The sequence below is a fragment of the Novosphingobium sp. SG919 genome (genome assembly GCF_012932495.1).
GTDB lineage: Bacteria > Pseudomonadota > Alphaproteobacteria > Sphingomonadales > Sphingomonadaceae > Novosphingobium > Novosphingobium rhizosphaerae.
Window position 1 is genome coordinate 460,994 of record NZ_JABCNG010000005.1, and the last position, 20,416, is coordinate 481,409.

General features: G+C 62.2%; 21 protein-coding genes. 7 read left to right on the forward strand and 14 right to left on the reverse strand.

From position 1 onward, the window contains the following. Positions 1-47: 47 nt before the first annotated feature. The 6 genes from FHT19_RS19960 (at position 48) to FHT19_RS19985 (ending at position 7,028) form a co-directional block, all read left to right on the forward strand. Positions 48-467: a hypothetical protein gene (locus FHT19_RS19960; protein ID WP_210425827.1), complete on the forward strand. Its 420-nt coding sequence runs from the start codon at positions 48-50 to the stop codon at positions 465-467. A gap of 103 nt (positions 468-570) precedes the next feature. Further along, positions 571-864, forward strand: coding sequence for a hypothetical protein (locus FHT19_RS19965; protein WP_168558119.1), 294 nt, complete (start codon positions 571-573; stop codon positions 862-864). A 130-nt stretch (positions 865-994) separates the two neighbouring features. Next, positions 995-2,224, forward strand: coding sequence for a TolC family protein (locus FHT19_RS19970; protein WP_169476490.1), 1,230 nt, complete (start codon positions 995-997; stop codon positions 2,222-2,224). Continuing rightward, the gene (locus tag FHT19_RS19975) at positions 2,221-3,492 is read left to right on the forward strand and encodes an efflux RND transporter periplasmic adaptor subunit (RefSeq protein WP_169476491.1); all 1,272 of its coding nucleotides are present in this window, start codon (positions 2,221-2,223) and stop codon (positions 3,490-3,492) included. The genes FHT19_RS19970 and FHT19_RS19975 overlap by 4 nt, the downstream gene beginning before the upstream one ends. Further along, positions 3,489-6,626, forward strand: a complete 3,138-nt coding sequence (locus tag FHT19_RS19980) for an efflux RND transporter permease subunit (protein WP_169476492.1) — start codon at positions 3,489-3,491, stop codon at positions 6,624-6,626. Before FHT19_RS19975 ends, FHT19_RS19980 begins: the two co-directional genes overlap by 4 nt. 15 nt (positions 6,627-6,641) lie before the next feature. Further along, positions 6,642-7,028: a copper-binding protein gene (locus tag FHT19_RS19985; protein WP_169476493.1), complete on the forward strand. Its 387-nt coding sequence runs from the start codon at positions 6,642-6,644 to the stop codon at positions 7,026-7,028. Positions 7,029-7,107: 79 nt separating this feature from the next. Here the strand turns inward: FHT19_RS19985 and arsH are convergent, their stop codons facing one another. The 9 genes from arsH to FHT19_RS20030 form a co-directional block, all read right to left on the reverse strand. Then, positions 7,108-7,863: an arsenical resistance protein ArsH gene (arsH, locus tag FHT19_RS19990; RefSeq protein WP_169476494.1), complete on the reverse strand. Its 756-nt coding sequence runs from the start codon at positions 7,861-7,863 to the stop codon at positions 7,108-7,110. A gap of 2 nt (positions 7,864-7,865) precedes the next feature. Beyond that, positions 7,866-8,930 (reverse strand): ACR3 family arsenite efflux transporter, encoded by a 1,065-nt coding sequence (arsB, locus tag FHT19_RS19995; RefSeq protein ID WP_169476495.1) that lies wholly within the window; start codon positions 8,928-8,930, stop codon positions 7,866-7,868. Further along, a complete protein-coding gene (locus FHT19_RS20000; RefSeq protein WP_169476496.1) occupies positions 8,927-9,466 on the reverse strand; it encodes a GNAT family N-acetyltransferase in 540 nt (179 codons plus the stop codon). Before FHT19_RS20000 ends, arsB begins: the two co-directional genes overlap by 4 nt. Further along, complete coding sequence (arsC, locus tag FHT19_RS20005; RefSeq protein ID WP_169476497.1) at positions 9,467-9,901, reverse strand: arsenate reductase (glutaredoxin); 435 nt, start codon at positions 9,899-9,901, stop codon at positions 9,467-9,469. Further along, positions 9,898-10,419 carry an arsenate reductase ArsC gene (locus tag FHT19_RS20010; RefSeq protein WP_169476498.1) on the reverse strand — a complete coding sequence of 174 codons (522 nt, stop codon included), beginning with the start codon at positions 10,417-10,419 and terminating at the stop codon, positions 9,898-9,900. The genes arsC and FHT19_RS20010 overlap by 4 nt, the downstream gene beginning before the upstream one ends. Beyond that, complete coding sequence (locus FHT19_RS20015; RefSeq protein ID WP_211184959.1) at positions 10,416-10,778, reverse strand: helix-turn-helix transcriptional regulator; 363 nt, start codon at positions 10,776-10,778, stop codon at positions 10,416-10,418. The genes FHT19_RS20010 and FHT19_RS20015 overlap by 4 nt, the downstream gene beginning before the upstream one ends. Positions 10,779-10,921: 143 nt before the next feature. Then, entirely contained in the window at positions 10,922-11,914 is a 993-nt protein-coding gene (locus tag FHT19_RS20020; RefSeq protein WP_169476500.1) for a tyrosine-type recombinase/integrase, read from the reverse strand. Continuing rightward, positions 11,911-12,834: a tyrosine-type recombinase/integrase gene (locus tag FHT19_RS20025; protein WP_169476501.1), complete on the reverse strand. Its 924-nt coding sequence runs from the start codon at positions 12,832-12,834 to the stop codon at positions 11,911-11,913. The genes FHT19_RS20020 and FHT19_RS20025 overlap by 4 nt, the downstream gene beginning before the upstream one ends. Beyond that, complete coding sequence (locus tag FHT19_RS20030; RefSeq protein ID WP_169476502.1) at positions 12,831-14,066, reverse strand: site-specific integrase; 1,236 nt, start codon at positions 14,064-14,066, stop codon at positions 12,831-12,833. Before FHT19_RS20030 ends, FHT19_RS20025 begins: the two co-directional genes overlap by 4 nt. A gap of 560 nt (positions 14,067-14,626) precedes the next feature. Here FHT19_RS20030 and FHT19_RS20035 point away from each other — a divergent pair. Continuing rightward, the gene (locus tag FHT19_RS20035) at positions 14,627-15,073 is read left to right on the forward strand and encodes a hypothetical protein (protein ID WP_169476503.1); all 447 of its coding nucleotides are present in this window, start codon (positions 14,627-14,629) and stop codon (positions 15,071-15,073) included. A 102-nt stretch (positions 15,074-15,175) separates the two neighbouring features. On the opposite strand, the gene FHT19_RS20040 is transcribed toward FHT19_RS20035, so the two are convergent. From FHT19_RS20040 to FHT19_RS20060, 5 genes are all read right to left on the reverse strand, one after another. Beyond that, positions 15,176-15,934 carry a hypothetical protein gene (locus FHT19_RS20040; protein WP_211184958.1) on the reverse strand — a complete coding sequence of 253 codons (759 nt, stop codon included), beginning with the start codon at positions 15,932-15,934 and terminating at the stop codon, positions 15,176-15,178. Between the two features lie 92 nt (positions 15,935-16,026). Continuing rightward, entirely contained in the window at positions 16,027-17,298 is a 1,272-nt protein-coding gene (locus tag FHT19_RS20045; protein WP_169476504.1) for a DUF5692 family protein, read from the reverse strand. A 773-nt stretch (positions 17,299-18,071) separates the two neighbouring features. Then, entirely contained in the window at positions 18,072-18,782 is a 711-nt protein-coding gene (locus FHT19_RS20050) for a Crp/Fnr family transcriptional regulator (protein ID WP_246866370.1), read from the reverse strand. A gap of 79 nt (positions 18,783-18,861) precedes the next feature. Next, on the reverse strand, positions 18,862-19,269 hold the full coding sequence (locus tag FHT19_RS20055) for a DUF2147 domain-containing protein (protein ID WP_169476505.1): 408 nt from the start codon (positions 19,267-19,269) through the stop codon (positions 18,862-18,864). 696 nt (positions 19,270-19,965) lie between these two features. Further along, positions 19,966-20,415, reverse strand: coding sequence for a hypothetical protein (locus FHT19_RS20060; protein WP_211184957.1), 450 nt, complete (start codon positions 20,413-20,415; stop codon positions 19,966-19,968). Position 20,416: the final 1 nt, after the last annotated feature.

The following is a 20,416-nucleotide window of genomic DNA, read 5'->3' on the forward strand; positions in this document are numbered from 1 at the left end:
GGACGTCAGGACTGCTTATGCGGCCTATTTTGCAGTCTCGTCGGACCATGAATGAGCATTGCCTTGGCCGCATCGAGCGTGTTATTTGCGGCGCTGTGAAAAGAGTCTTTCACCTTCTTCTCCTCATCGGAGCACTGATCGGGCTGTCTGGCCAGGGGGTTGCTTTTGCGACCATCGTGCCTGCGGTTTCCGCATCCACGACCATGTCCGCATCGAGTGGTGCCGGCATGTCCGATGACTGCATGACGATGATGGCCCAGCAGCAGCCCGCGCAAAAGCCCTGCAAGAGCATGACGCTGGCTTGCATGGCCGGGATGGGCTGCATCGCGCCCATGGCGCTCCACAATGATGCGCCCATGCTGCTGACGCGCCAGATCAATCCCGTGTTGGGTTTCTGGCCCATCACGCCGATCCTGGATGGCAGCGCTCTCGCGCCTGAGCCCGAACCTCCGACTCTCCTTGGCTGATTGAACCAGCCTGCAAGGCTGACGGCATGACAGGCGCCTGTAGCGCTGTGATCAGTTCCGTTCGCCTGCGGCTTTTATCAAGATTTGCCAAAGGATTACAGTCATGAAGAAGTTTGTTCTGCGCGCCCTTCTGGGCGTGGCTCTCGCTGCCCCCGCCGTTGCTTTCGCGGCGCCCGCCGACCACAATCAGCAAGCCGGCCATTATGAATGGCGCTCGATCCCGCAATTTGGCCCGCGAGCCTCAGGCCCGGCACGCCAGCAGGTCTGGGTGGCCGATGCGACGCAAATGGCGAGCTGTGACTGCGACATGATGAAGATGAGCAGCGCCAAGGCTGCCGATTGCATGACGCGGATACAGGCCACGGCATCGCCTGTCTCGGGCCACCGGGCCGGCTAGGCCACGGCTTCGGCCGCTTAAATTCGGATTGAGGACCGGGGCATCAGTGACGGCGGGCTTTGCCTGCCGTCACTGACCCTACCTCCACGTTCGCGCTCTGGCGGCCTGATCCTGCGATCAGGAGATTTCCATGCGATGGTATCTTTGCTTGCCGCTCATCGCGGCAATGCCCCCGGCTGCATTCGCCGGGCCGCTCACCTTCGAGGCCGCGCTGCGCAAGGCCGAGACTGAGGCTCCGTCCATTCACGCCAAAACTCTCGGCGTCGAAGCCGCGCGTTCGGCGCGAGGTGCTGCCGGCGCGCTGCCCGATCCAACACTGGGCGCCAGCGTCGAGAGTTTTCCGATCTCGGGCCCGCTCGCGTTCGAGCCCCAGCGTGATGATTTCACGATGGCGCGTGTCGGGGTTTCCCAAGACATTCCCAATCTCGCCAAACGCCATGCCCAACAGGCGCGAGCCGACAGCGACATCAAGGCCGCCGAAGCTGACACCGCCGTGGAAGCCCGCTCTGTCGAGGTTGGCACGGCACTGGCGTGGATCAATCTGGCCTATGCCCAGCGCCGCGTAGCCGCGCTCGACGATCTTCTCTCCGCCCTAGAACGCGTGGTCGGCACAACTCAGGGAGCGGTTGCTTCGGGAGGCACACGCCCGGCACAAACCCTTGCCGGACAGCAGGCCATCGCCGCCCTGGCGGATCGCCGCAGCGAGCTTGTTGCAAATGAGGCCAGGGCACGCGCGATGCTGACACGCTGGACCGGCGATCCGGCGCCCGAGATTGCAGGCACAGTCCCGGATTTCGAGATCACCCCATCAGCGCTGCGTGCCGGTCTCGATCGCCATCCTGCCATCCGCATGATCGATGCCCAGGCAGGGCAGGCCGATGCCGATGTTCGCCTGGCTGACGCAGGCCGACGCTCGGACTTCGGCGTCAATCTGGCCTATCAACGCCGTGATCCCCGCTTTGGCGACTATGTTTCGGCGGGCGTCACGGTCAGCCTGCCCTTCTTCACCCGTCACCGCCAGAACGCGAGCATTGCCGCAGCTCAGGCCACTGCCGGAAAGGTCATTGCCGAACGCGAGGCAGCGAGGCGCGCTCTCGAAGCCGATCTCGACGCCGATCTGGCCGATCACCTGATGCATCATGAGCAATGGATGCGCGCGCGTGACACGCTTCAGCCGCTCGCACAGCAGCGGGTCAAGCTGCAGACGGCAAGCTATGCTGCCGGGCGCGCGAGCCTCGTCGATATCGCCGATGCCTATGCTGCCCTTGCCGACACAACCCTCACCACCCTCGACCGCGAAGCCCTGGTCGCCGCCGATGGCGCCCGGCTGACCCTGACCTATCGGAGCGACGAGCGATGACCAAAGACACCTCTCCGCCGCGCCCTCGCCTCGTCTATGCGGGCCTCGCCATCACGGTGATCGCAGGCAGCGGCGGCTACGGCCTTGCACGCTGGACGAACCACGACGCGGCCATGCCCGCCCCGGCTCAGGCCCCCGCTTCGGACCACAAGCCGCTTTACTGGTACGACCCGATGAAGCCGGACCAGCACTTCGACAAGCCCGGCAAATCCCCCTTCATGGACATGCAACTGGTCCCCAAATATGCCGAAGCGGGCGGCGACGATGCGCCCGGCATCCGGATCGATCCGGATGCCTCCCAGAGGCTGGGGCTGCGCACTGTCGCTGTCCGGCGCGGAGAGATGGCGAGCGATCTGACCGCCACCGGAACGATCGATTTCAACCAGCGCGATGTCGCGGTCGTTCAGACGCGGGCTGCCGGTTTCGTCCAGCGGGTCTATACCCGCGCGCCCGGTGATGTAATCGGCGCCGGTGCTCCGCTGGCCGACCTTCTGGTGCCGGAATGGGGCGGCGCACAGGCTGAATTCCTCGCTGTTCGTCGCACGGGCAACAAGGCACTCATCGATGCCGCGCGGCAACGCCTCATGTTGCTGGGCATCCCATCGGGCATGATCGCAGAGGTCGAACGAAGCGGGCGGCCTCATAACACCATCACCATCTCCACCCCGACCGGCGGCGTGATCAAAACTCTCAATGTCCGCGCAGGCATGACCATGGCGACAGGTCAGACCCTTGCCGAGATCAACGGCCTTGGCACCGTCTGGCTCAACGCTGCCGTTCCCGAAGCCATCTCGGCGCCCCTTAGGCCTGGGCAACCGGTGCAAGCCACGCTGGCAGCCTTCCCTGGCGAGACCCTGTCGGGCCGGATCGCCGCCATCCTGCCCGAAACCCAGGCCGACAGCCGAACGCTGACCGTGCGCATCGAACTGCCCAATCGGGGCGGGCGTCTTCGCCCCGGCATGTTCGCGACGGTGTCTCTTCAGGGCAACCGCCAACCGGCCTTGCTGGTGCCAACGGAGGCGCTCATCCGAACCGGCAAACGAACGCTGGTGATGCTGGCCCTCGATCAGGGCCGCTATCGCCCGGCGGAAGTTCAGACGGGCCGAGAAGCCGGTGACGAAACCCAAATTCTCGCCGGCCTGTCGGAAGGTGAAATGGTCGTCGCATCGGGACAGTTCCTTCTCGATTCCGAAGCCAGCCTGTCCGGCATGCAGGCGCGCCCGATCTCCTCAACCTTGCCGGCTATGAGCGGGATGACGGGCCAATGATCGCGCATCTCATCCGCTGGTCGGTCCGGAACCGCTTCTTCGTTCTCATCGGCATGCTCGCACTGGTCGGCGTCGGGGTCTGGGCGGTACGCTCCACCGCCATCGATGCCCTGCCCGATCTCTCCGATGTTCAGGTGGTGATCCGCACCTCCTATCCCGGACAGGCGCCCCGCATTGTCGAGAACCAGGTCACCTATCCACTCACCACCACCATGCTGTCCGTGCCCGGCGCCAAGACGGTGCGCGGCTACTCCTTCTTCGGGGACAGCTTCGTCTATGTGATCTTCGAGGATGGAACCGATCTGTACTGGGCGCGCAGCCGCGTGCTCGAATATCTGAATCAGGTGCAGGGACGCCTTCCGCCGGGCGCGCGCAGCGCTTTGGGGCCGGACGCCACCGGTGTGGGCTGGGTCTATGAATATGCGCTGGTCGACCGATCAGGCCGCCACGATCTGTCGCAACTGCGCAGCCTTCAGGACTGGTTCCTGCGCTATGAGCTTAAGACCGTGCCGGGCGTGGCCGAGGTCGCCAGCATCGGCGGCATGGTCAAGCAGTATCAGGTGCTGCTCGATCCGGTGAAGCTGGCCGCCTATGGGGTGACGCATAGCCAGGCGGTGCAGGCGATCCGGCAGGCCAATCAGGAGGCGGGCGGCTCGGTGCTGGAGATGGCCGAGGCCGAATATATGGTCCGCGCCTCGGGCTATCTGCAGACACTCGATGATTTTCGCGCCATTCCGCTGAGAACCGGATCAGGCGGCGTGCCGATCCGCCTTGGCGATGTGGCAACGATCCAGACCGGCCCGGAGATGCGGCGCGGCATTGCCGAATTGAACGGCGAGGGCGAGGTCGCGGGTGGCGTGGTGATCCTGCGCTCGGGCAAGAACGCGCGCGAAACTATCGCGGCGGTGAAGGACAAGCTTGCCACCTTGAAGAAGAGCCTGCCTGCCGGCGTCGAGCTTGTGCCGGTCTATGACCGCTCGCAACTGATCGATCGCGCGGTCGAGAACCTGACCCACAAGCTGGTCGAGGAGTTCATCGTCGTCGCTTTGGTCTGCGGCCTGTTCCTCTGGCATGTCCGCTCGGCCCTCGTGGCGATCATCACCCTGCCGCTGGGCGTGCTCGCAGCCTTCATCGTCATGCATATCCAGGGCGTGAACGCCAACATCATGTCGCTTGGCGGTATCGCCATCGCGATCGGCGCCATGGTCGATGCAGCCGTGGTCATGATCGAGAACGCCCATAAGAAGATCGAGCGGTGGGAGCACGACCACCCGGACCAGCCTCTCACGGGCGAAACCCGCTGGCGCGTCGTCACCGAGGCCGCCGCCGAGGTCGGCCCCGCGCTGTTTTTCAGCCTGCTGATCATCACCCTGTCCTTCATTCCCGTCTTTACTCTGGAAGCGCAGGAAGGCCGGCTGTTCGCTCCGCTGGCTTTCACCAAGACCTATGCCATGGCGGGGGCGGCCATCCTGTCGGTGACGCTGGTGCCAATCCTGATGGGCTGGCTGATCCGGGGCAAGATACCCGCAGAACAGGCCAATCCGCTCAACCGCTGGCTGACCGGCCTGTACCGTCCAGCCATCGATTGGACCTTGCAGAACCCCAAGCAGGTGCTGCTGATCGCCGTGCTGATCTTCGCCACCACGGCATGGCCGCTCGCCCGGCTTGGCGGCGAATTCCTGCCCAATCTCGATGAGGGTGACCTGCTCTACATGCCCTCGGCCTTGCCGGGCCTCTCGGCGGCCAAGGCCTCCGCGCTTCTTCAGCAGACCGACCGCCTGATCAAGACCGTGCCCGAGGTGCAGAGCGTCTCCGGCAAGGCCGGCCGCGCGGAAACCGCCACCGATCCGGCTCCACTCGAGATGTTCGAGACCACCATCCAGTTCAAGCCGCGCGACCAATGGCGACCGGGCATGACGCCTGACAAACTCGTCGAGGAGCTGGACCGGACGGTCAGGCTGCCCGGCTTGGCCAATGTCTGGGTGCCACCGATCCGCAACCGGATCGACATGCTCGCCACCGGCATCAAGAGCCCGATCGGGGTCAAGGTATCTGGCGCCGATCCCGCCGAGCTCGATCGCATCGCCCATGATGTCGAAACCGTGGCCAAGCGCATTCCCGGCGTCAGCTCGGCGCTGGCCGAACGACTGACCGGCGGGCGCTATGTCGATGTCAACATTGACCGTGCGGCGGCGGCCCGCTTCGGTCTCAACATCGCGGATGTGCAGGCCATCGTCTCCGGCGCGGTGGGTGGCGAGACGATCGGCGAGACGGTCGAGGGGCTGGCCCGCTACCCGATCAGTGTGCGCTATCCGCGCGAATTGCGCGACAGCCTTGAAGGCCTGCGGGCCTTGCCGGTCCTGACGCCCTCGGGGCAGCAGATCACGCTTGGCACCGTCGCGAACATTGCGATCACCGACGGCCCTCCCATGCTCAAGACCGAAAACGCCCGGCCTTCCACCTGGGTCTATATCGATGTGCGCGGGCGCGATCTTGCCTCGGTGGTCGGTGACCTGCAGCATGCGGTGGCGAAGGATGTCAGGCTCTCGCCCGGCGTCAGCATCGCCTATTCGGGACAGTTCGAATATCTCCAGCGGGCTACCGACAGGCTGAAGCTGGTCGTGCCTGCCACGCTGCTGATCATTTTCGTGCTGCTCTATATGATCTTCGGTCGCTTCGATGAGGCCGCGCTGATCATGGGAACACTGCCCTTTGCCCTGACCGGCGGCATCTGGGCCCTCTATCTGCTTGGCTTCAACCAGTCGGTTGCGACCGGTGTCGGCTTTATCGCGCTGGCCGGTGTCTCGGCCGAATTCGGCGTCGTGATGCTGATCTACCTGAAGAATGCGCTGGAGGAGCGCGACGGCGATCCTGCCCAGGGCGAGGTTCAGGCCGCCGTGCGGGACGGCTCGCTGCTGCGCGTGCGCCCTAAAGCCATGACGGTCGCTGTGATCCTGGCCGGTCTGCTGCCGATCCTGCTGGGATCAGGGGCAGGGTCGGAGGTGATGAGCCGGATCGCCGCCCCGATGATCGGCGGCATGCTGACAGCGCCGCTGCTGTCGATGTTCGTCCTGCCCGCCGCCTATCTGCTGCTTCGGCAACGGCGGGCAAACTCCAGAACCCAACCCGTTTAAAGCAAGGAGAAAACCATGACCTACCTTCGACTGACCTTTGCGCTCGGCCTCGCCGCGCTGACCGCTGCCTGCGACAAGAAAGCGGAGGCACCGGCATCTAAGGACAGCAGCCAGCCTATCTCCGCCACCAGCAGCAGCATGCCGGGCACCATGGCGATGGAGCCCTCGGCAGCGGCAGCCATTGAAGCCAAAGGCCACGGGATCGTGACCGCGATCGACAAGACCGCCAGTATGATCACGCTCTCGCATGACGCCATCCCCGAGGCGAAATGGCCGGCCATGACCATGGGCTTCAAGGCGGCTCCGGGTGTCACCGATGCGGTTGCGGTGGGGGACAAGGTCGATTTCGATATCACGATCAAGGGCAGCGCCGGCGAGGTGACGGCGATCCACAAGCGATAATGCGCCGGGGCTGGCACGATTGGTTTGCAATCGTGCCAGTCACTGGGAAACAGTCGCATATTTGACCGAAGTCACACCATCAGGCGCCAGCCAGATCTGCTTTCTCGACATGGGTCTCGACCGGGCGATCCTTCTCGACCCGCTCCGAATAGCGATCCACGAGCTGATCAACATGCGGGCGCAACAGCACGGTGAAGCGCACCAGCTCCTCGATCACATCGACGATCCGGTCGTAATAAGCCGAGGGCTTCATCCGCCCGGCCTCGTCGAATTCCTCATAGGCTTTCGCCACCGAGGACTGGTTGGGGATAGTGAACATCCGCATCCAGCGGCCCAGCACCCGCAGCGTGTTGATCGAGTTGAAGGACTGCGATCCGGCGCTGACCTGCATCACCGCCAGCGTGCGGCCCTGCGTCGGACGCATCCCCTTCATGGCGAGGGGCAGATGGTCGATCTGCGCTTTCATGACCCCGGTGATCTGGCCATGCCGCTCTGGGCTGCACCAGACCTGCCCTTCGGACCAGAGCGAGAGTTCGCGCAGCTCCGCCACCGCCGGATGATCGTCGCCCGCTACCTGATCGGGCAGAGGGAGATCGGAAGGATCGAAGATCCGCGTCTCGCAACCGAAATAGCGCAGCAGGCGAGCCGATTCCTCGATCACCAGGCGGGAATAGGAACGCTCGCGCAGCGAACCATAGAGCAGCAGGATACGCGGCGGCGGGTCCATGGGCCCAAGCCCCAGCGCCGGGCGCAGATGGGCATATTCAGGCTTGAGGGCTGGCAGGTGGTCGGGATCGGGCAGGTCGCGCAGGCGCGTAAAGGTAAAGTCGCTCATACTCAGGCCTCAAGGGGAACGGTGTCGGAGAACCAGCGGCGCCCGAACCAGAACGCCACATTCACCAGCAGGATCAGGACGGGCACCTCGACCAGCGGGCCGATGACTGCCGCAAAGGCGACGGGCGACGCCAGGCCGAAGGCGGCGATGGCGACAGCGATCGCCAGCTCGAAATTGTTGCCCGCAGCCGTGAAGGCCACGGCAGTGGTGCGCGGATAATCGGCCTCGATCCACTTGCCGAGGAGGAAGCTGATGGTGAACTGCACCGCGAAATAGATCGCCAGGGGTACGGCGATGCGCAGCGTATCGCCCGGAAGCGTCACGATCTCGCCGCCCTTCAGGCTGAACATGGCAACGATGGTGAAGAGCAGCGCCGCCAGCGTCACCGGGCCGATATGGGGCAGGAACTGCCCTTCGTACCAGGCCTCGCCCTTCGCGGCGACCAGCACCCGGCGCGTCAGGAAACCTCCAAGGAACGGCACGCCCAGATAGATCAACACGGCCTGGGCGATGGTGCCGAAGCTCACATCGATCACATGGCCCTTGAGCCCCAGCAGCGGCGGCAGGAAGGCGAGGAAGAACCAGGCGTAGACGCTGAAGAACAGCAGCTGGAAGATCGAGTTGAAGGCCACCAGTGCCGCGACATACTGATTGTCGCCCTTGGCCAGCTGGTTCCACACGATGACCATGGCGATGCAGCGCGCCAGACCGATGAGGATGAGGCCGGTCATATATTCCGGCTTGTCCGAGAGGAACAGCACGGCCAGCGCGAACATCAGCACCGGGCCGATGATCCAGTTCTGGAGCAGCGAGATGCCAAGGATGCGCCGGTCCTTGAAGACCTGCGGCAGCTCCTCATAGCGCACGCGCGCGAGAGGCGGATACATCATCAGCAGCAAACCGATGGCGATCGGGATGTTGGTGGTGCCGACCGACATGCTGCCGATCAGGTGCGGCAGGCCTGTGAAGACCGAGCCGAGCCCGACGCCCAGCGCCATGGCAAGGAAGATCCACAAGGTGAGATACCTGTCGAGGAAGGACAGGCGTGGTCGCTTTGCCTGAGTCATGTCGGCTCCTTGGGCGGCGGGGCGCTGTCACCGGCCCCCAGCGCAATCTGCATATAGACTGTGTCGAGCCAGCGTCCGAACTTGCGACCCACCGAACGCATCCGTCCGGCATGCTCGAAGCCCAGGCTGGTATGGAGGGCGACCGAGGCGGGCTCGCCGCCGCCGATCACCGCGATCATCTGGCGAAACCCGCTGGACTCGGCAGAGGAGATCAGCGCCGCCAGCAGTGCCTTGCCCACACCCTGTCCCAGATGTTCGGGATGGATGTAGATCGAATTCTCACAGGCCGAGACATAAGCTGGGCGGTCGCGGAACTGCGTCGCATAGGCGTAGCCCACGACGACGCCGTCACCGATCGCCGCGAGGAATGGCCAGTCGCGCGCCACGCATTCCAGGATTTTGGCTTGCGTATCGGCTTCCGAGCGCGGGGCGGTGTCGAAGGTCGCGGTGCCATGCATGACATGGTGGGCATAGATGGCGGCGATTGCGCCGCCATCCTGCACCTTGGCCTGCCTGATGTAGACCGCCGAGGCCATTCAGCCCGCCGTGACCCGCTTGCCCTCGGCATCGATGACCTGTTCGCCGTCTTCCTTGGCGAAGGCACCGCGTTGCTCGGCGGGGATCAAGTCCAGCACCTCTTCGGAGGGACGGCACAGCTTCACGCCAAGCGGCGAGACCACCAGCGGGCGGTTGATGAGGATCGGATGCTCCATCATGGCATCGACAAGCTGCTCATCGGTGAGATCGGTGTTGCCCAGACCCAGCTCGGCAAAGGGGGTGCCCTTCTCGCGCAGCAGAGCGCGCGGGGTCATCCCGGCGCGTTCGATCAGGCTCTCGAGAAGCGGGCGCGAGGGCGGCGTCTTGAGATATTCCACCACATGCGGCTCGATCTCGGCGTTGCGGATCATGGCCAGCGCGTTGCGCGAGGTGCCGCATTCGGGGTTATGATAGATGATGATGTCGGTGGTCACTGAGCGTTCTCCGCTTTGAAGCTGGCGCCTTCTGTCTGGCCGATTTCCTTGAGCTTGCGCTCGGTGGCCATGCCATCGAGCACGCTGAGCTTGAGCGACAGGAATAGCTCAATGCGCCGCCGCAAATAGGAGATCGCATTGATGAAGGCCTGGCGTTGCCCATCGCCCTCAACGGCAGCTGGATCTTCGATGCCCCAGTGCGCGGTCATGGGATGGCCCAACCATACGGGGCAGGACTCACCGGCAGCATTGTCGCACACCGTGAAAATGAAATCGAACTGGGGAGCGTTAGGCCCGGTGAACTCGTTCCAGCTTTTGGACCTCAGGCCAGAGGTGTCGTAGCCAAGACCGCCGAGCGTTTCGATGGCCATCGGGTGGACATCACCCTTAGGATTGCTGCCGGCGCTGTAGGCACGAAAGCGCCCGGCGCCGTAATGGTTGGTAAGCACCTCGCCAATGATCGAGCGGGCAGAGTTGCCAGTGCAGAGGAACAGCACGTTGAAGATACGGTCGGTCATGCGACATCCTTCTCGGGTGCGGATTGTGTGGTTGTGGAAGGGTTTGGGCAGCAGAGCACGTCATCCGTGCAGGGCACACCGCCGCAGCAATTCTCGGTGAGATAGGCCATCAGCCCGTTCATTGCCGGATAGTTGGCAGTGTAGATGATAAGGCGGCTTTGGCGGCGCTGGGTCACCAGACCCGCATTGGCCAGCGCTGCGAGATGGAAGCTCATGGACGACGACACGACGCCCAGCTTCTCGCCAATCACGCCTGCGGGCAGACCTTTCTCGCCCGCCTGTACGAGCAGGCGATAGGCGGCGAGGCGATGTTCCTGCGCGAGTGCGCCAAGGGCTTTGATGACGGCGTTGGCGTTCATCTCAATCTCCATGATTCGATAAAGGTCGAAATATAGAGATGGTCGCGGGACGTCAATCGAGTTCAGCGCAGTCAGCCTGCGAAATCCGATGTCCCGCCTCGGAGCATGAACCGGCGGTTGGCAAGCCAAACCGCCGGCCAGCGCTATAGACTATTCAGAAATCTAAGGAGGCGGTCGTCAGGCTTGAACCTGCCAGGCGTGTGGTCGCCGAGAGGACGGACCTTTGCGAGTGCCGCTTCTTTCATCCCGAGGTGGGCGTGGAGATACGCTTGGGTTGATGAACTGGACTCATGCCCCAGCCAAAGCGAGATAACCGCGCTATCGACGCCCGAGCTGAGCAATGCCATTGCGGCGCTGTGGCGCAACACGTGAGGCGACACCCGTTTTGCGATCAAGGACGGACAACCTCGGGACGCGACAGCGACATGCTTTGACAGCAACCTCTGTACTGCGTCTGGGCTAAGGGGGCCGCCGTGGATGTTCGGGAAAAGCCTTGTCTCACGGGACATCGATGGTTCCTCCAACCATCGAGCAAGCGCATCGCGCGTGACACGGGTCAGTGGCGTCGATCGGCCTTTGCGGCCTTTGCCTAGACATCGGACATGAGCGCCAACGCCGAGGGATACCACGTCACGCTCAAGCCCTATCAACTCTGATAGTCGCAGCCCAGTCTGCGCGGCGAGTAACATTAGAAGGTGGTCCCGCCTCCCGATCCAGGTTGTCCGGTCAGGTGCAGCCAGCACCGCTTCGATCTCGGCACGGTCGAGGAATTGCAGTTCACGTTTACGGGCAATTTTGCTCGGAATTGCCCCAATCTGCTGGGCTTGGCTAGCAAAGGCGGGTTCCTCAAATGCCACGAAATTGAAGAACGCTTTGATTGCGGTGAGGCGCAAGTTGCGGGTTGCGGCGCTGATTCCCCTTTCTCGCTCGAGGTCATCGAGAAACGCGACGATCAAGGCGGGGGTTAGATCGCCCAATGTCAAATGGGACGGGGCCTTGCGGATCGCTTGATAGGCAAAGCCGAGCAACAGCCGAAAAGCGTCACGATAGGACGCGACGGTGTGCTGGCTCACGTCGCGTTGCTGGATCAAACGCTTGTTGAAGAAGCGTTCGATCAGGCCAGGGAGGATGTTCATAACCGAGCCTCCCAATGCTGATCCAGCTTGGCGGCGGCGTGCCCTAGCAACTCGGGGGTCGCAGTGAGATACCAGTAGGTGTCACGCGTGTGGGTGTGCCCCAGGTAGGTCGAAAGAACGGGTAGCAACCGATCTATATCCTCGCCCGCGCGATACCACTCGGTCAGGGTCCGAACCGCAAAGGTGTGACGTAGGTCGTGAAGGCGCGGCCCACCCCGCTTTTTCTTCGTCCGCAAACCAGTCTGGTATGCCCAGCCCATGAATACCCGATGCACGCTATCATGACGGAGCGCTGCGCCGCGATCGCCTACGATGAAGAATGGGCTGCTGCATGTCACGACACGATTGTCGCGACGCGTGGCATATCTTTCGAGGGCCTCAGCCGTCGTGCCGTCGATCGGCACGATGCGGGACTTCCCGAATTTGCTCTGGCGAACCTGCAGCAGGCCTTCGCGTAAGTCCACGTCATTCCGCTGGAGATTGAAAACCTCGCCTGAGCGCATGCCCGTCGCGGCCAGCAGGCCGAACGCGCAGTGGAGGCTGTGGCTTTGGAAAGGATACTGGGTCGGCCATGCGCGTGCAGTGGCGACAAGGTCCAAGACCTCAGCTTCGGAAAAGATGTATGGCGTAGGCCGTCGCTGCGGGGGAAAAACCTTCTGTGGCGGTATCTCCGTGCGGGCATCGAGGTTGGCAAGATGACGGCAAAATGAGCGGACAGTCGACAATCGAGATGCCCATGTTGGCGAGCCGCAGCCCCCTCCGGCCCATTCGACTGCTAGCTTTGCAGTAACCACCGTCGCGTTCCGTTCTGCCAGGAAGCGAGTGAAGCTGCGTAACCGAGCTTCCTGCGAGGTCAGTTTAAAGCCGAAACCTCGCCGCAGTGTGAGGTAGCCCGTCAAGGCTTCATCGAGGCCGTTCATTGCACGGCTCCCGGCCATGCCCGCGCAAGCCGCCGAAGGCTTGCCAAATCCACTTTCGCATAGATCCGGGTCGTATCGTGATCCTGGTGCCGCAAAAGTTGTCCGATCTCACCGAGTGTGGCTCCCGCCCTGAGGAGTTCGGTAGCTGCCGTGTGCCGGAACACATGGGCATGACAGTGGGCGAGACCCGTGATGCCGGCTCGCGCCAAGGCACGCCGAGCGATGAAGCTGACCGCACTATAAGATGGAAATGGACCGTGCGGCGTCTCGACCCGCAGGAAAACCTCTCGATAGCCGCATCGAGGCCGACCATGCTCCAAATAGTCTGCTAGGGCCGCACCCAGGTCATCCGGCAGCGGCAGCTTGGCCCGACGCCCTCCTTTGCTCGTAATCTGAATAGTGCCTTCAGACCAATCGATGTCGGTCAAAACGAGCGTCGCAACCTCGGTTGCGCGCATTCCCAGGCGACCCATCATCAGCAAGATCGCATAGTCACGGCGTCCGGCTGAAGTGGTGCGGTCGCATTCAGCCAGCACCTGTTCCAGTTGGTCCCGCAAAAGAAATGTTGGCAGGGTAGTTCGCTTCCACGATTTGACCGACGGAACAGCGGCGGCAAGATCAGTCGAAATTGCCCCTGATTGCCTGAGAAATCCTAGGAATGAACGTAAAGAGCTGCACATGGTTTGTGCAGTGCCTGCGCCCCGACGGTGTGCCTGGGCTTCGACATAATGCACGATATCCCCAGGAGTCAGGTTGCCAGGCGTGAGGCCTCGGCCAAACAGGAGGGCATCGGCAGCCTCAGCGGCAAACCATGCACGGTGACGAATGGTCGCCGCACTATACCCACGATTTATCAGATAGCATCGGTAGCGCTCTATTAAAGCTCTGGACGGTTCATCCTCTGGCTGAGGCGCCGGAGGAGCTTCTCCCAATTCTCGCAGGAGTACCAGAAAGCGCCCGAGGGCGCGCCGGGGGCCGTGTCGGTAGCGTCCGTTCTCACGGCGCCAGGCCAAAAACGCGGTGATCGTAGCCTCATCAATGGATCCGCCGGTGTGGTCCCGATCCCGGGCCCACGCCCAGAAATGACCAATCGTCCAAACGGAGCGCCTGATAAGATCGGTGGTGAAGCCGGCTATCCTCAGCCGCTCTGCATATTGGGGGATATGCGCTCCATGTGGCCAACCGGGAAACTCCGATTGCATGGTCGCGCTCGCCCAGGTGCCGTGTTCCATACTGCCTCTCCACTGCTGTCGTTGCAGAGGAGTTACGTTTATGCCGCGCGGATGGCGCAAAATCAGCGGAAATCCCGAGATTTACCGAGCCGGGTCGGCATAGTTTCGCCATCGGCATAAGATCCAGATCTCCGGCTCGGGTCCGGCATCGTTCCTGGCCAGACGACCGAGGGCATCAAGGTCAAGGCGCGCGATTTCCGATAAGGCTTGATCGGAGCGACACCTTGCGAAGATGGATCAGGCGAAATCGCGTCCGGCGATTTGACGCGCAGGAGCGCTGGTCAATACGGCACGCCTCTTCCGGGGGGCAGAAGCCCCACTTCCGGCGTAACCGCTACCGGATTTTGGTAGAACCGGAGGATCGAATATCACGCGTTGACCGATGTGGATCATCCAGACGAGACGACAATCATGACGGGTGGCGCCAAAGATCGACGCCAGGACTGTCGGGACTCAAGATGCGACTCGGCCCGTCCGCTTCCTTTTCGGTGCCATGTTTCGAAGTGCTGCCAGGATTCTCGAGCGCCGACCCCTTTCATGCGGCCTACGGCGCCCGGCCCGTGATCGCCGATATGGTGGCCGGTCCATCCGTCGTCGCCATGGTTGTCTACGCCTTCGCTAATCGGCGTCGGATAGAAGCGCATGCCGCGGCTATGCTGGCAACTGCGCTTCTCGTCCTGCCGCCGATCATCGGACGCCTGTTTCCGACGATACCCAGTTTTCCGCATGGAGGGTGGGCCGGCTTCGGCGGTTTCCGGCTGTCCTTTCAACTCGCCGAGTCAGTCACACTATTGCTGGCAATCTGGTTGGCAAGCCGAAGGCCCGACGCCCGAGCGGGCTTCGGCTTCGCCGCCATCGCCACTGCGGCTCAGATGGTTGGATTCGAGACCATCGGCACCACCCACCTGTGGAGCCGGTGGGTTACCTTGCTTACCAACATTTCACCCGCTCCAATGGCCGACGGCGCGGGGGCGCTACTGCAGCCTTGTTATATTGAGCCTGGCTGAAAGGAGCCAAAGAAGAGCCCCGGCGCGGTGGCATTCAACCGGAGATCGCTTGAGCGGGATAAAGCCGCAGTCGCCGCAGACCCGTAGCACTTGCCACGTCGTTCATCGAGCGGCGATCTGGACGTTCACACCGGCATAGATCTGCCATTTTGGCGCCCCTATGCCCTTTTGAATGACCGAATACTGAGGCTCAGCGAAGGTGTTGAGCCGCACCTTTTTGGTTATGGCCCAAATTTTGCCTACGCCGGCCCCCACCGGCACGTAATGGTTACCCGTCTTCAGGTCGAAGTTCCATATTCCGCTCGACCTGAGATAGAAGCCCTTGGGCAAGTTGTAGAATGCGATGGGCTGAACGGTAAGCAGCCGGACGTCGCTTCGATCGTTATCACCTGCGACCGAGTGCTGATAGATTGCGAGACCTCCGAGGAGCCCCCAGGACTGCGGGGCGACGACCGCCCCTGATGCCCCGACTTGCCATTTGCCATTGCCGAACCTTTGGCTGCTGGCGGTCGGAGCCACGACGACCGGGCCCACGCCAAAGGAGACCTTCTTCCCAGGGAACATCACCAGGTCCATAAGCAGCAAATCCCCCACGCCAGTCTTGCTCCCCGTCGGGAAAGTGGGCGTCGTGGAGACGGGAAGGGTAAATCGGAACAGCTGAGGCTTTCCAAAGGTCAGATGAGGCAGAAGCCCGCGGAAAAGCGTGACGTCGGCATCCCGATCCGGAACGCCATTGAGCGACGGTATGTAATAGTTATGGGCGCTGAGCATGATGGTCGGCGTCAGCGGGCTGTTCGCGTCGTTTGCCGCCTGTGCCTCGGGCGATGGAGCGACCTGGGCCTTGGCGGAAATGCTCATCATGGTGCCTATTAGAAGGCCGGCGAGACGTAAGCGCGAAGATCGGATCATGAGTTCATCCTTCGAGAATATGTTGAACGTGGTCGACCGCGAGGTCAGATGACGCTCTCGCTTTGACCGATCTGCAGGTGAGCGGGGGCCCGACCGGTCATGCGCCAACGATAGTGCAGCAGCGCATATCCGAGGTTGCAGCCAAAGCTGACGATGGCCGCTCCGAGCGCGATCCCTTCGCTGCGAGGGAATGGAACCGATAGATCGAGGCCAATGCCCCTGTTTAGCAGGAGCTCGAAGCTGAAGATGTACATCATGTAGATCGCGAGGGTGTAGGCCCGTGCCTGCAACCACGTGCCCTTCTTCACGAAAAGCGCTGCAATGGTCGGGGCAATGACGATCGCAGCCGTAAAAAACACCGTGTTCGGGAAATTCAGATAAACGAACGTGATGTTCCATAGATCATAGGCGATGATCCAGCCTACCGTCATCCCTGGCCAGAGCATGTCGTGAGGAGCATCATCATCGCGGCGGATACCCAACCAACGATGGATCGTGAGGATATTGAGAACGCCCGCTGCGGCATTGAGGAGATTCGCCAGCGCGCCCGAGGCAATATCCTGGCTGACAGCCTCGGCGATGTTGACCGCCAATACTGCGGCAACCAAGATTTTGACCCAATTATAGCGATGTAGGCCGTTGAAGCGGAACAGCGTGAAAAGAGCCGCACCGATTATGGCCGAGTAGAGCTTGGCCCATCGGAATAGCGTATCAAAGTCCGATTGGAGCCAAAGTGGCAGCAGCGCCACGGGGAAGACCAAAAACAGCGTGTAGGCCGCGATCTTCGATCGACGCGCCAGTTCGTTGCCCAGGAAAATGACGACGACACAAAAGAAGGCGTAATGAAGCCAGGTTATCCAGCCGATCGAGGGCCGCAGGCTGAGGGTGGGGCCGCGAGCGAGCTTCGTTGTAAGATGACGATGGTCGGGGTGCGCAAAGAGCGCCCCGTCGATCTCGGGGATTGCTCCCTCCCCGCCCTCAATGCGCAGAGAGCCGTCGCCGCCGGCCGTCCAATTGGCCCGATCCTTTACGAGATGGACGCCCTCCGACTTTTCAATCGAGACGGTTCCGTCGGGGCGGAATCGTAGATCGTAGAGTATGGCGCCTCCGGATGGGGTTCCCTCCTTTCCTTCCACGGACCCCAGCCACCTTTCATACCCGCCGGGAACCGCCGATGCGTTGGGTGCCGTGCTGGCGAAAGATGGACAGGCAAGGCCGAAGGCGAAGAACAAGATCGATAACGCGGCGAGCCCCGCGACTGCGATCGACCTGAGGTTGGCGCGGTCCGTTTTCCGCATGGCTACAGTGCGTGTCATGCAATCTCCTCATGCTCGGCAAAAGCGAGTAGCGCCCGCGCCTTGGAATTTGTCCGCGCCGGCGGGCACACGCTGCATGTTGTGGTCGGAAGTCCGAGCAATTTCATTGCCTGCGCGCATGGTGTTGGCTGACCGAGATCAGGCAGGCTCCTGATTCACGTCACGGAGCGGGAATTCCCGCGCGACCGGGTGAGGTTGGCAGCGAAGGCGCGACGCATCTCGTGATTGCGCGCCAATGCGCTGGCCAGCACCGCCAGGGTATTGCGAAGCCTGACGTTCCCGATCAATTTGGATCGGTCGGTTCCGGCCGCTCGTTGGGACATCGCAAGCGATCGGTCGCGCTTCGAGAATGGTGTACACCCTCGCTCGCCTGACGCATGATGAGACCGCTCAGCTGGACCTCGCTGGCGCGTTGACGCGTCTTGATGACGGGAAGATTGCTTGGAGATGTGAGTGAGGCTGATAACCGGCGCCTGCGAGGAGCCTATGATAGCTCGTTGAGATTCCCTCCCGTGTCCGTGTGACCACCTGCCTCGTGCAACGGGCGTTGGTGTGCATTACCGGCGACGATCGCATGCCCAAGTGCGGCGGGTGATAGCTCTGCCCGCATCAGGAAGATCGTTCTCGATGTTCGGGTGAAGTGTGACGCATGAGGGCAGATCGGCGTCAAACGGCGCCAGTCCGGTTCTGACAAGACGCCATCCACGCCACCTCCCCGATCACCTGATCGGACACCTCTACATCGCGAGGGCGACGCAGCGATTGATCGCGAACTATGGTATCGCGATTTCGGACAGTGCGCTTCTATTCAGAATTGCGACCCTCCGGCCGTTAGGGAAGTCAACGAGCCCGCGCCTGCTTAGGCGTGACAGCACCCGGCTCACCGTTTCGTTGCTAAGACCAAGTATCTCGCCCATCTGGGCTCTGGAGAGCGACAGTTCGATGCTGGGCAAGTTTTCGGTTCGATCGGGGACGCGGGTTTTGACCGGCGATCTCCGCGCCATGTCGACAAGGAAGGTGGCCACGCGCACTTCAGCGGATCGATGAGCGAGTAACATGATCCTCTCGCGGGCCTCATCGAGCGATGCCTGTGTCCGTTGGAGCAATACCCGTTCCATATGGCTGTGCGCGGACAAGAATTTTTCAAGGAGGTGACGCGGGAAAACGCAGATCGAGGAATCCGTGAGCGCCGTTATCGAAAACTTGTTCGTTGAAGGCGTTGGGCTGCCGATAAAGTCGCCCGGATAGAGGATTCCCACGGTCTGATCATGCCCATCGCCCAAGGCGGCGGTGACCTTAAAGAGTCCTGTCACTACGTTGGCGCAAATCAGCCCTTCCTCGCCTGCCCAGCAGATGGTCTGCTCTCGGCAGACCAGCCGCTCACGAGCGATATATTTGAGTTCGCACAGCTCATCGTCCGCCAAACTCGAGCATAACGCCCGATCCCGAACAGGGCAGACCTGGCAACTCATGGGAAAATTCATCTCCTCGTCGCGATGCCGCATGACCGGCCGAATTCAGAGGCCGTCAGCGTCGATGGCTCGTGAAAAGGTCGGTAAAAAGCTATTTTACCCGGACCCAGGTCTGAGATTTGCATGCAAATCGCCCGAGCAAGCAGCCTGAGCCGCGCCGTGTGTTCTCGTCCAATATCTCAATAGTTCCGGAGAACGTCTTATTTATATCCGGAACGAACACCCGCCCGTGCCAAATTCCCTTACGATCCCGGGTAAAATCCCTGAACAACTGAAGCCCGATCAGATTGTCCGTGCCTCCTCGCTTCGCGTCTGCGATCGCCTTCTCGTTGGCCCAGATGACGGTCCCACACATGCCGGTCCCGCAGTGCTGGACCTCGACGTGAACGCTGTCCTCAGGATTGCGCCAAACGCCGCCAGTGCCGTCCGCACTGGCGCTGGCGGCAACTGCAGGGAGGCAGATACTCATCAGAAATGTCGTGCTCTTGAAGCCTGCCATGTGCCCCCCCGGCTCAGAGATTCTTAGCGCTAGCGCGGCGAGCGCCAGCGCGGGAGTGAGTAGCAGTTAGCGGCGCAGGCCACGTCGCCACTCTGTGGCAGTTCAGCATGTCAACAGCAGCGCCGGCGGCCATCCATCGCCTGGGCGCAAGATCCGCCGCAATGAGGGCAACCTGGACATAATATCGATCCCGGGCCGGGATTACACGGTCATTCCTTGTCGTCACGCTCGTCGGACGCCTGCGCTTGCCTCGCGCCTTTCGTGGCAATCCGGGTGCCAGGCAGCTGAATCTGCGCCCTCGCTTCCGCGCTGCGGCATATCGGTAACAAGCGACCAAAAGGCGCGGCACGGGGTCGTCCCAAAATGTCGGACGGCCGCCCGGACTATCGAAATGTCGTCGGGATGCCACCCCGCGTCGATGAAGAGCGCTTCGGCGTTGGTCGGCGAATCAAAGTAGCGGCCGGAATGGAGACCGGCGGCATAACGGCGAAGTGCTTCCAGGCGCGCGTTCGCGAGAGGCCTCACCCTGGCCCCATAGCGCGCTTGCCATAACAGCCGGGCAACGCGAGCGGTTGGAAGCGGCCACTCCTTTGGGTGCGCGGCGATCATGATGATCGTCAACTCCAGTGGCGATAATTGTGTGTTGGCGGTCTCGCTCCTGGCGGTCGATGCGCTGCTATCGTACCGCATGACGTGTCAGGCATCGCCAAAGCGCTGGAGTTCCGCACGACAAGCTTCGCTGAACTGACGGAGCGGATCCATCCCGCCCTCGCTCGCGAACTGCCGCAGTTCGTGGAGGGTATGATTTGGCCCGAGATAGGCTTTGACGATGGCATCGAGGACGCGCTCGGCGCGCTCGATGACTTCGTTGTGGGCGACCAGACGCATTGTGGCGACGAGCGAGTAGAGCGTGACGAGATCGGAGATATCCTCGCGTTCGTGACCCAGGGCATCGCCGAAGAGGCGCGTCGCTTCCTTGATGAATTCAGAATAGATTGTTTCGCGCCGGCTGCGCGCTTCCGATCTGACCTTCTGTGAAATCTGTGCGCGAACCGTGAGCCAGGATGTCATGAACGAGCCGAAGCCGCCGACCGCGGCGCCGGCAAGGCCCACCATCGCCGTGAGAATGGAGCCCGATCCGTCCACC

Excerpts from the sequence above, each read along its gene's own strand:
- FHT19_RS19960 (WP_210425827.1), top strand. The coding sequence starts at position 48 with ATGAATGAGCATTGCCTTGGCCGCATCGAGCGTGTTATTTGCGGCGCT.
- FHT19_RS19965 (WP_168558119.1), top strand. The coding sequence starts at position 571 with ATGAAGAAGTTTGTTCTGCGCGCCCTTCTGGGCGTGGCTCTCGCTGCC.
- FHT19_RS19970 (WP_169476490.1), top strand. The coding sequence starts at position 995 with ATGCGATGGTATCTTTGCTTGCCGCTCATCGCGGCAATGCCCCCGGCT.
- FHT19_RS19975 (WP_169476491.1), top strand. The coding sequence starts at position 2,221 with ATGACCAAAGACACCTCTCCGCCGCGCCCTCGCCTCGTCTATGCGGGC.
- FHT19_RS19980 (WP_169476492.1), top strand. The coding sequence starts at position 3,489 with ATGATCGCGCATCTCATCCGCTGGTCGGTCCGGAACCGCTTCTTCGTT.
- FHT19_RS19985 (WP_169476493.1), top strand. The coding sequence starts at position 6,642 with ATGACCTACCTTCGACTGACCTTTGCGCTCGGCCTCGCCGCGCTGACC.
- arsH (WP_169476494.1), bottom strand. The coding sequence starts at position 7,863 with ATGAGCGACTTTACCTTTACGCGCCTGCGCGACCTGCCCGATCCCGAC.
- arsB (WP_169476495.1), bottom strand. The coding sequence starts at position 8,930 with ATGACTCAGGCAAAGCGACCACGCCTGTCCTTCCTCGACAGGTATCTC.
- FHT19_RS20000 (WP_169476496.1), bottom strand. The coding sequence starts at position 9,466 with ATGGCCTCGGCGGTCTACATCAGGCAGGCCAAGGTGCAGGATGGCGGC.
- FHT19_RS20010 (WP_169476498.1), bottom strand. The coding sequence starts at position 10,419 with ATGACCGACCGTATCTTCAACGTGCTGTTCCTCTGCACTGGCAACTCT.
- FHT19_RS20015 (WP_211184959.1), bottom strand. The coding sequence starts at position 10,778 with ATGAACGCCAACGCCGTCATCAAAGCCCTTGGCGCACTCGCGCAGGAA.
- FHT19_RS20020 (WP_169476500.1), bottom strand. The coding sequence starts at position 11,914 with ATGAACATCCTCCCTGGCCTGATCGAACGCTTCTTCAACAAGCGTTTG.
- FHT19_RS20025 (WP_169476501.1), bottom strand. The coding sequence starts at position 12,834 with ATGAACGGCCTCGATGAAGCCTTGACGGGCTACCTCACACTGCGGCGA.
- FHT19_RS20030 (WP_169476502.1), bottom strand. The coding sequence starts at position 14,066 with ATGGAACACGGCACCTGGGCGAGCGCGACCATGCAATCGGAGTTTCCC.
- FHT19_RS20040 (WP_211184958.1), bottom strand. The coding sequence starts at position 15,934 with ATGATGAGCATTTCCGCCAAGGCCCAGGTCGCTCCATCGCCCGAGGCA.
- FHT19_RS20045 (WP_169476504.1), bottom strand. The coding sequence starts at position 17,298 with ATGACACGCACTGTAGCCATGCGGAAAACGGACCGCGCCAACCTCAGG.
- FHT19_RS20050 (WP_246866370.1), bottom strand. The coding sequence starts at position 18,782 with ATGAATTTTCCCATGAGTTGCCAGGTCTGCCCTGTTCGGGATCGGGCG.
- FHT19_RS20055 (WP_169476505.1), bottom strand. The coding sequence starts at position 19,269 with ATGGCAGGCTTCAAGAGCACGACATTTCTGATGAGTATCTGCCTCCCT.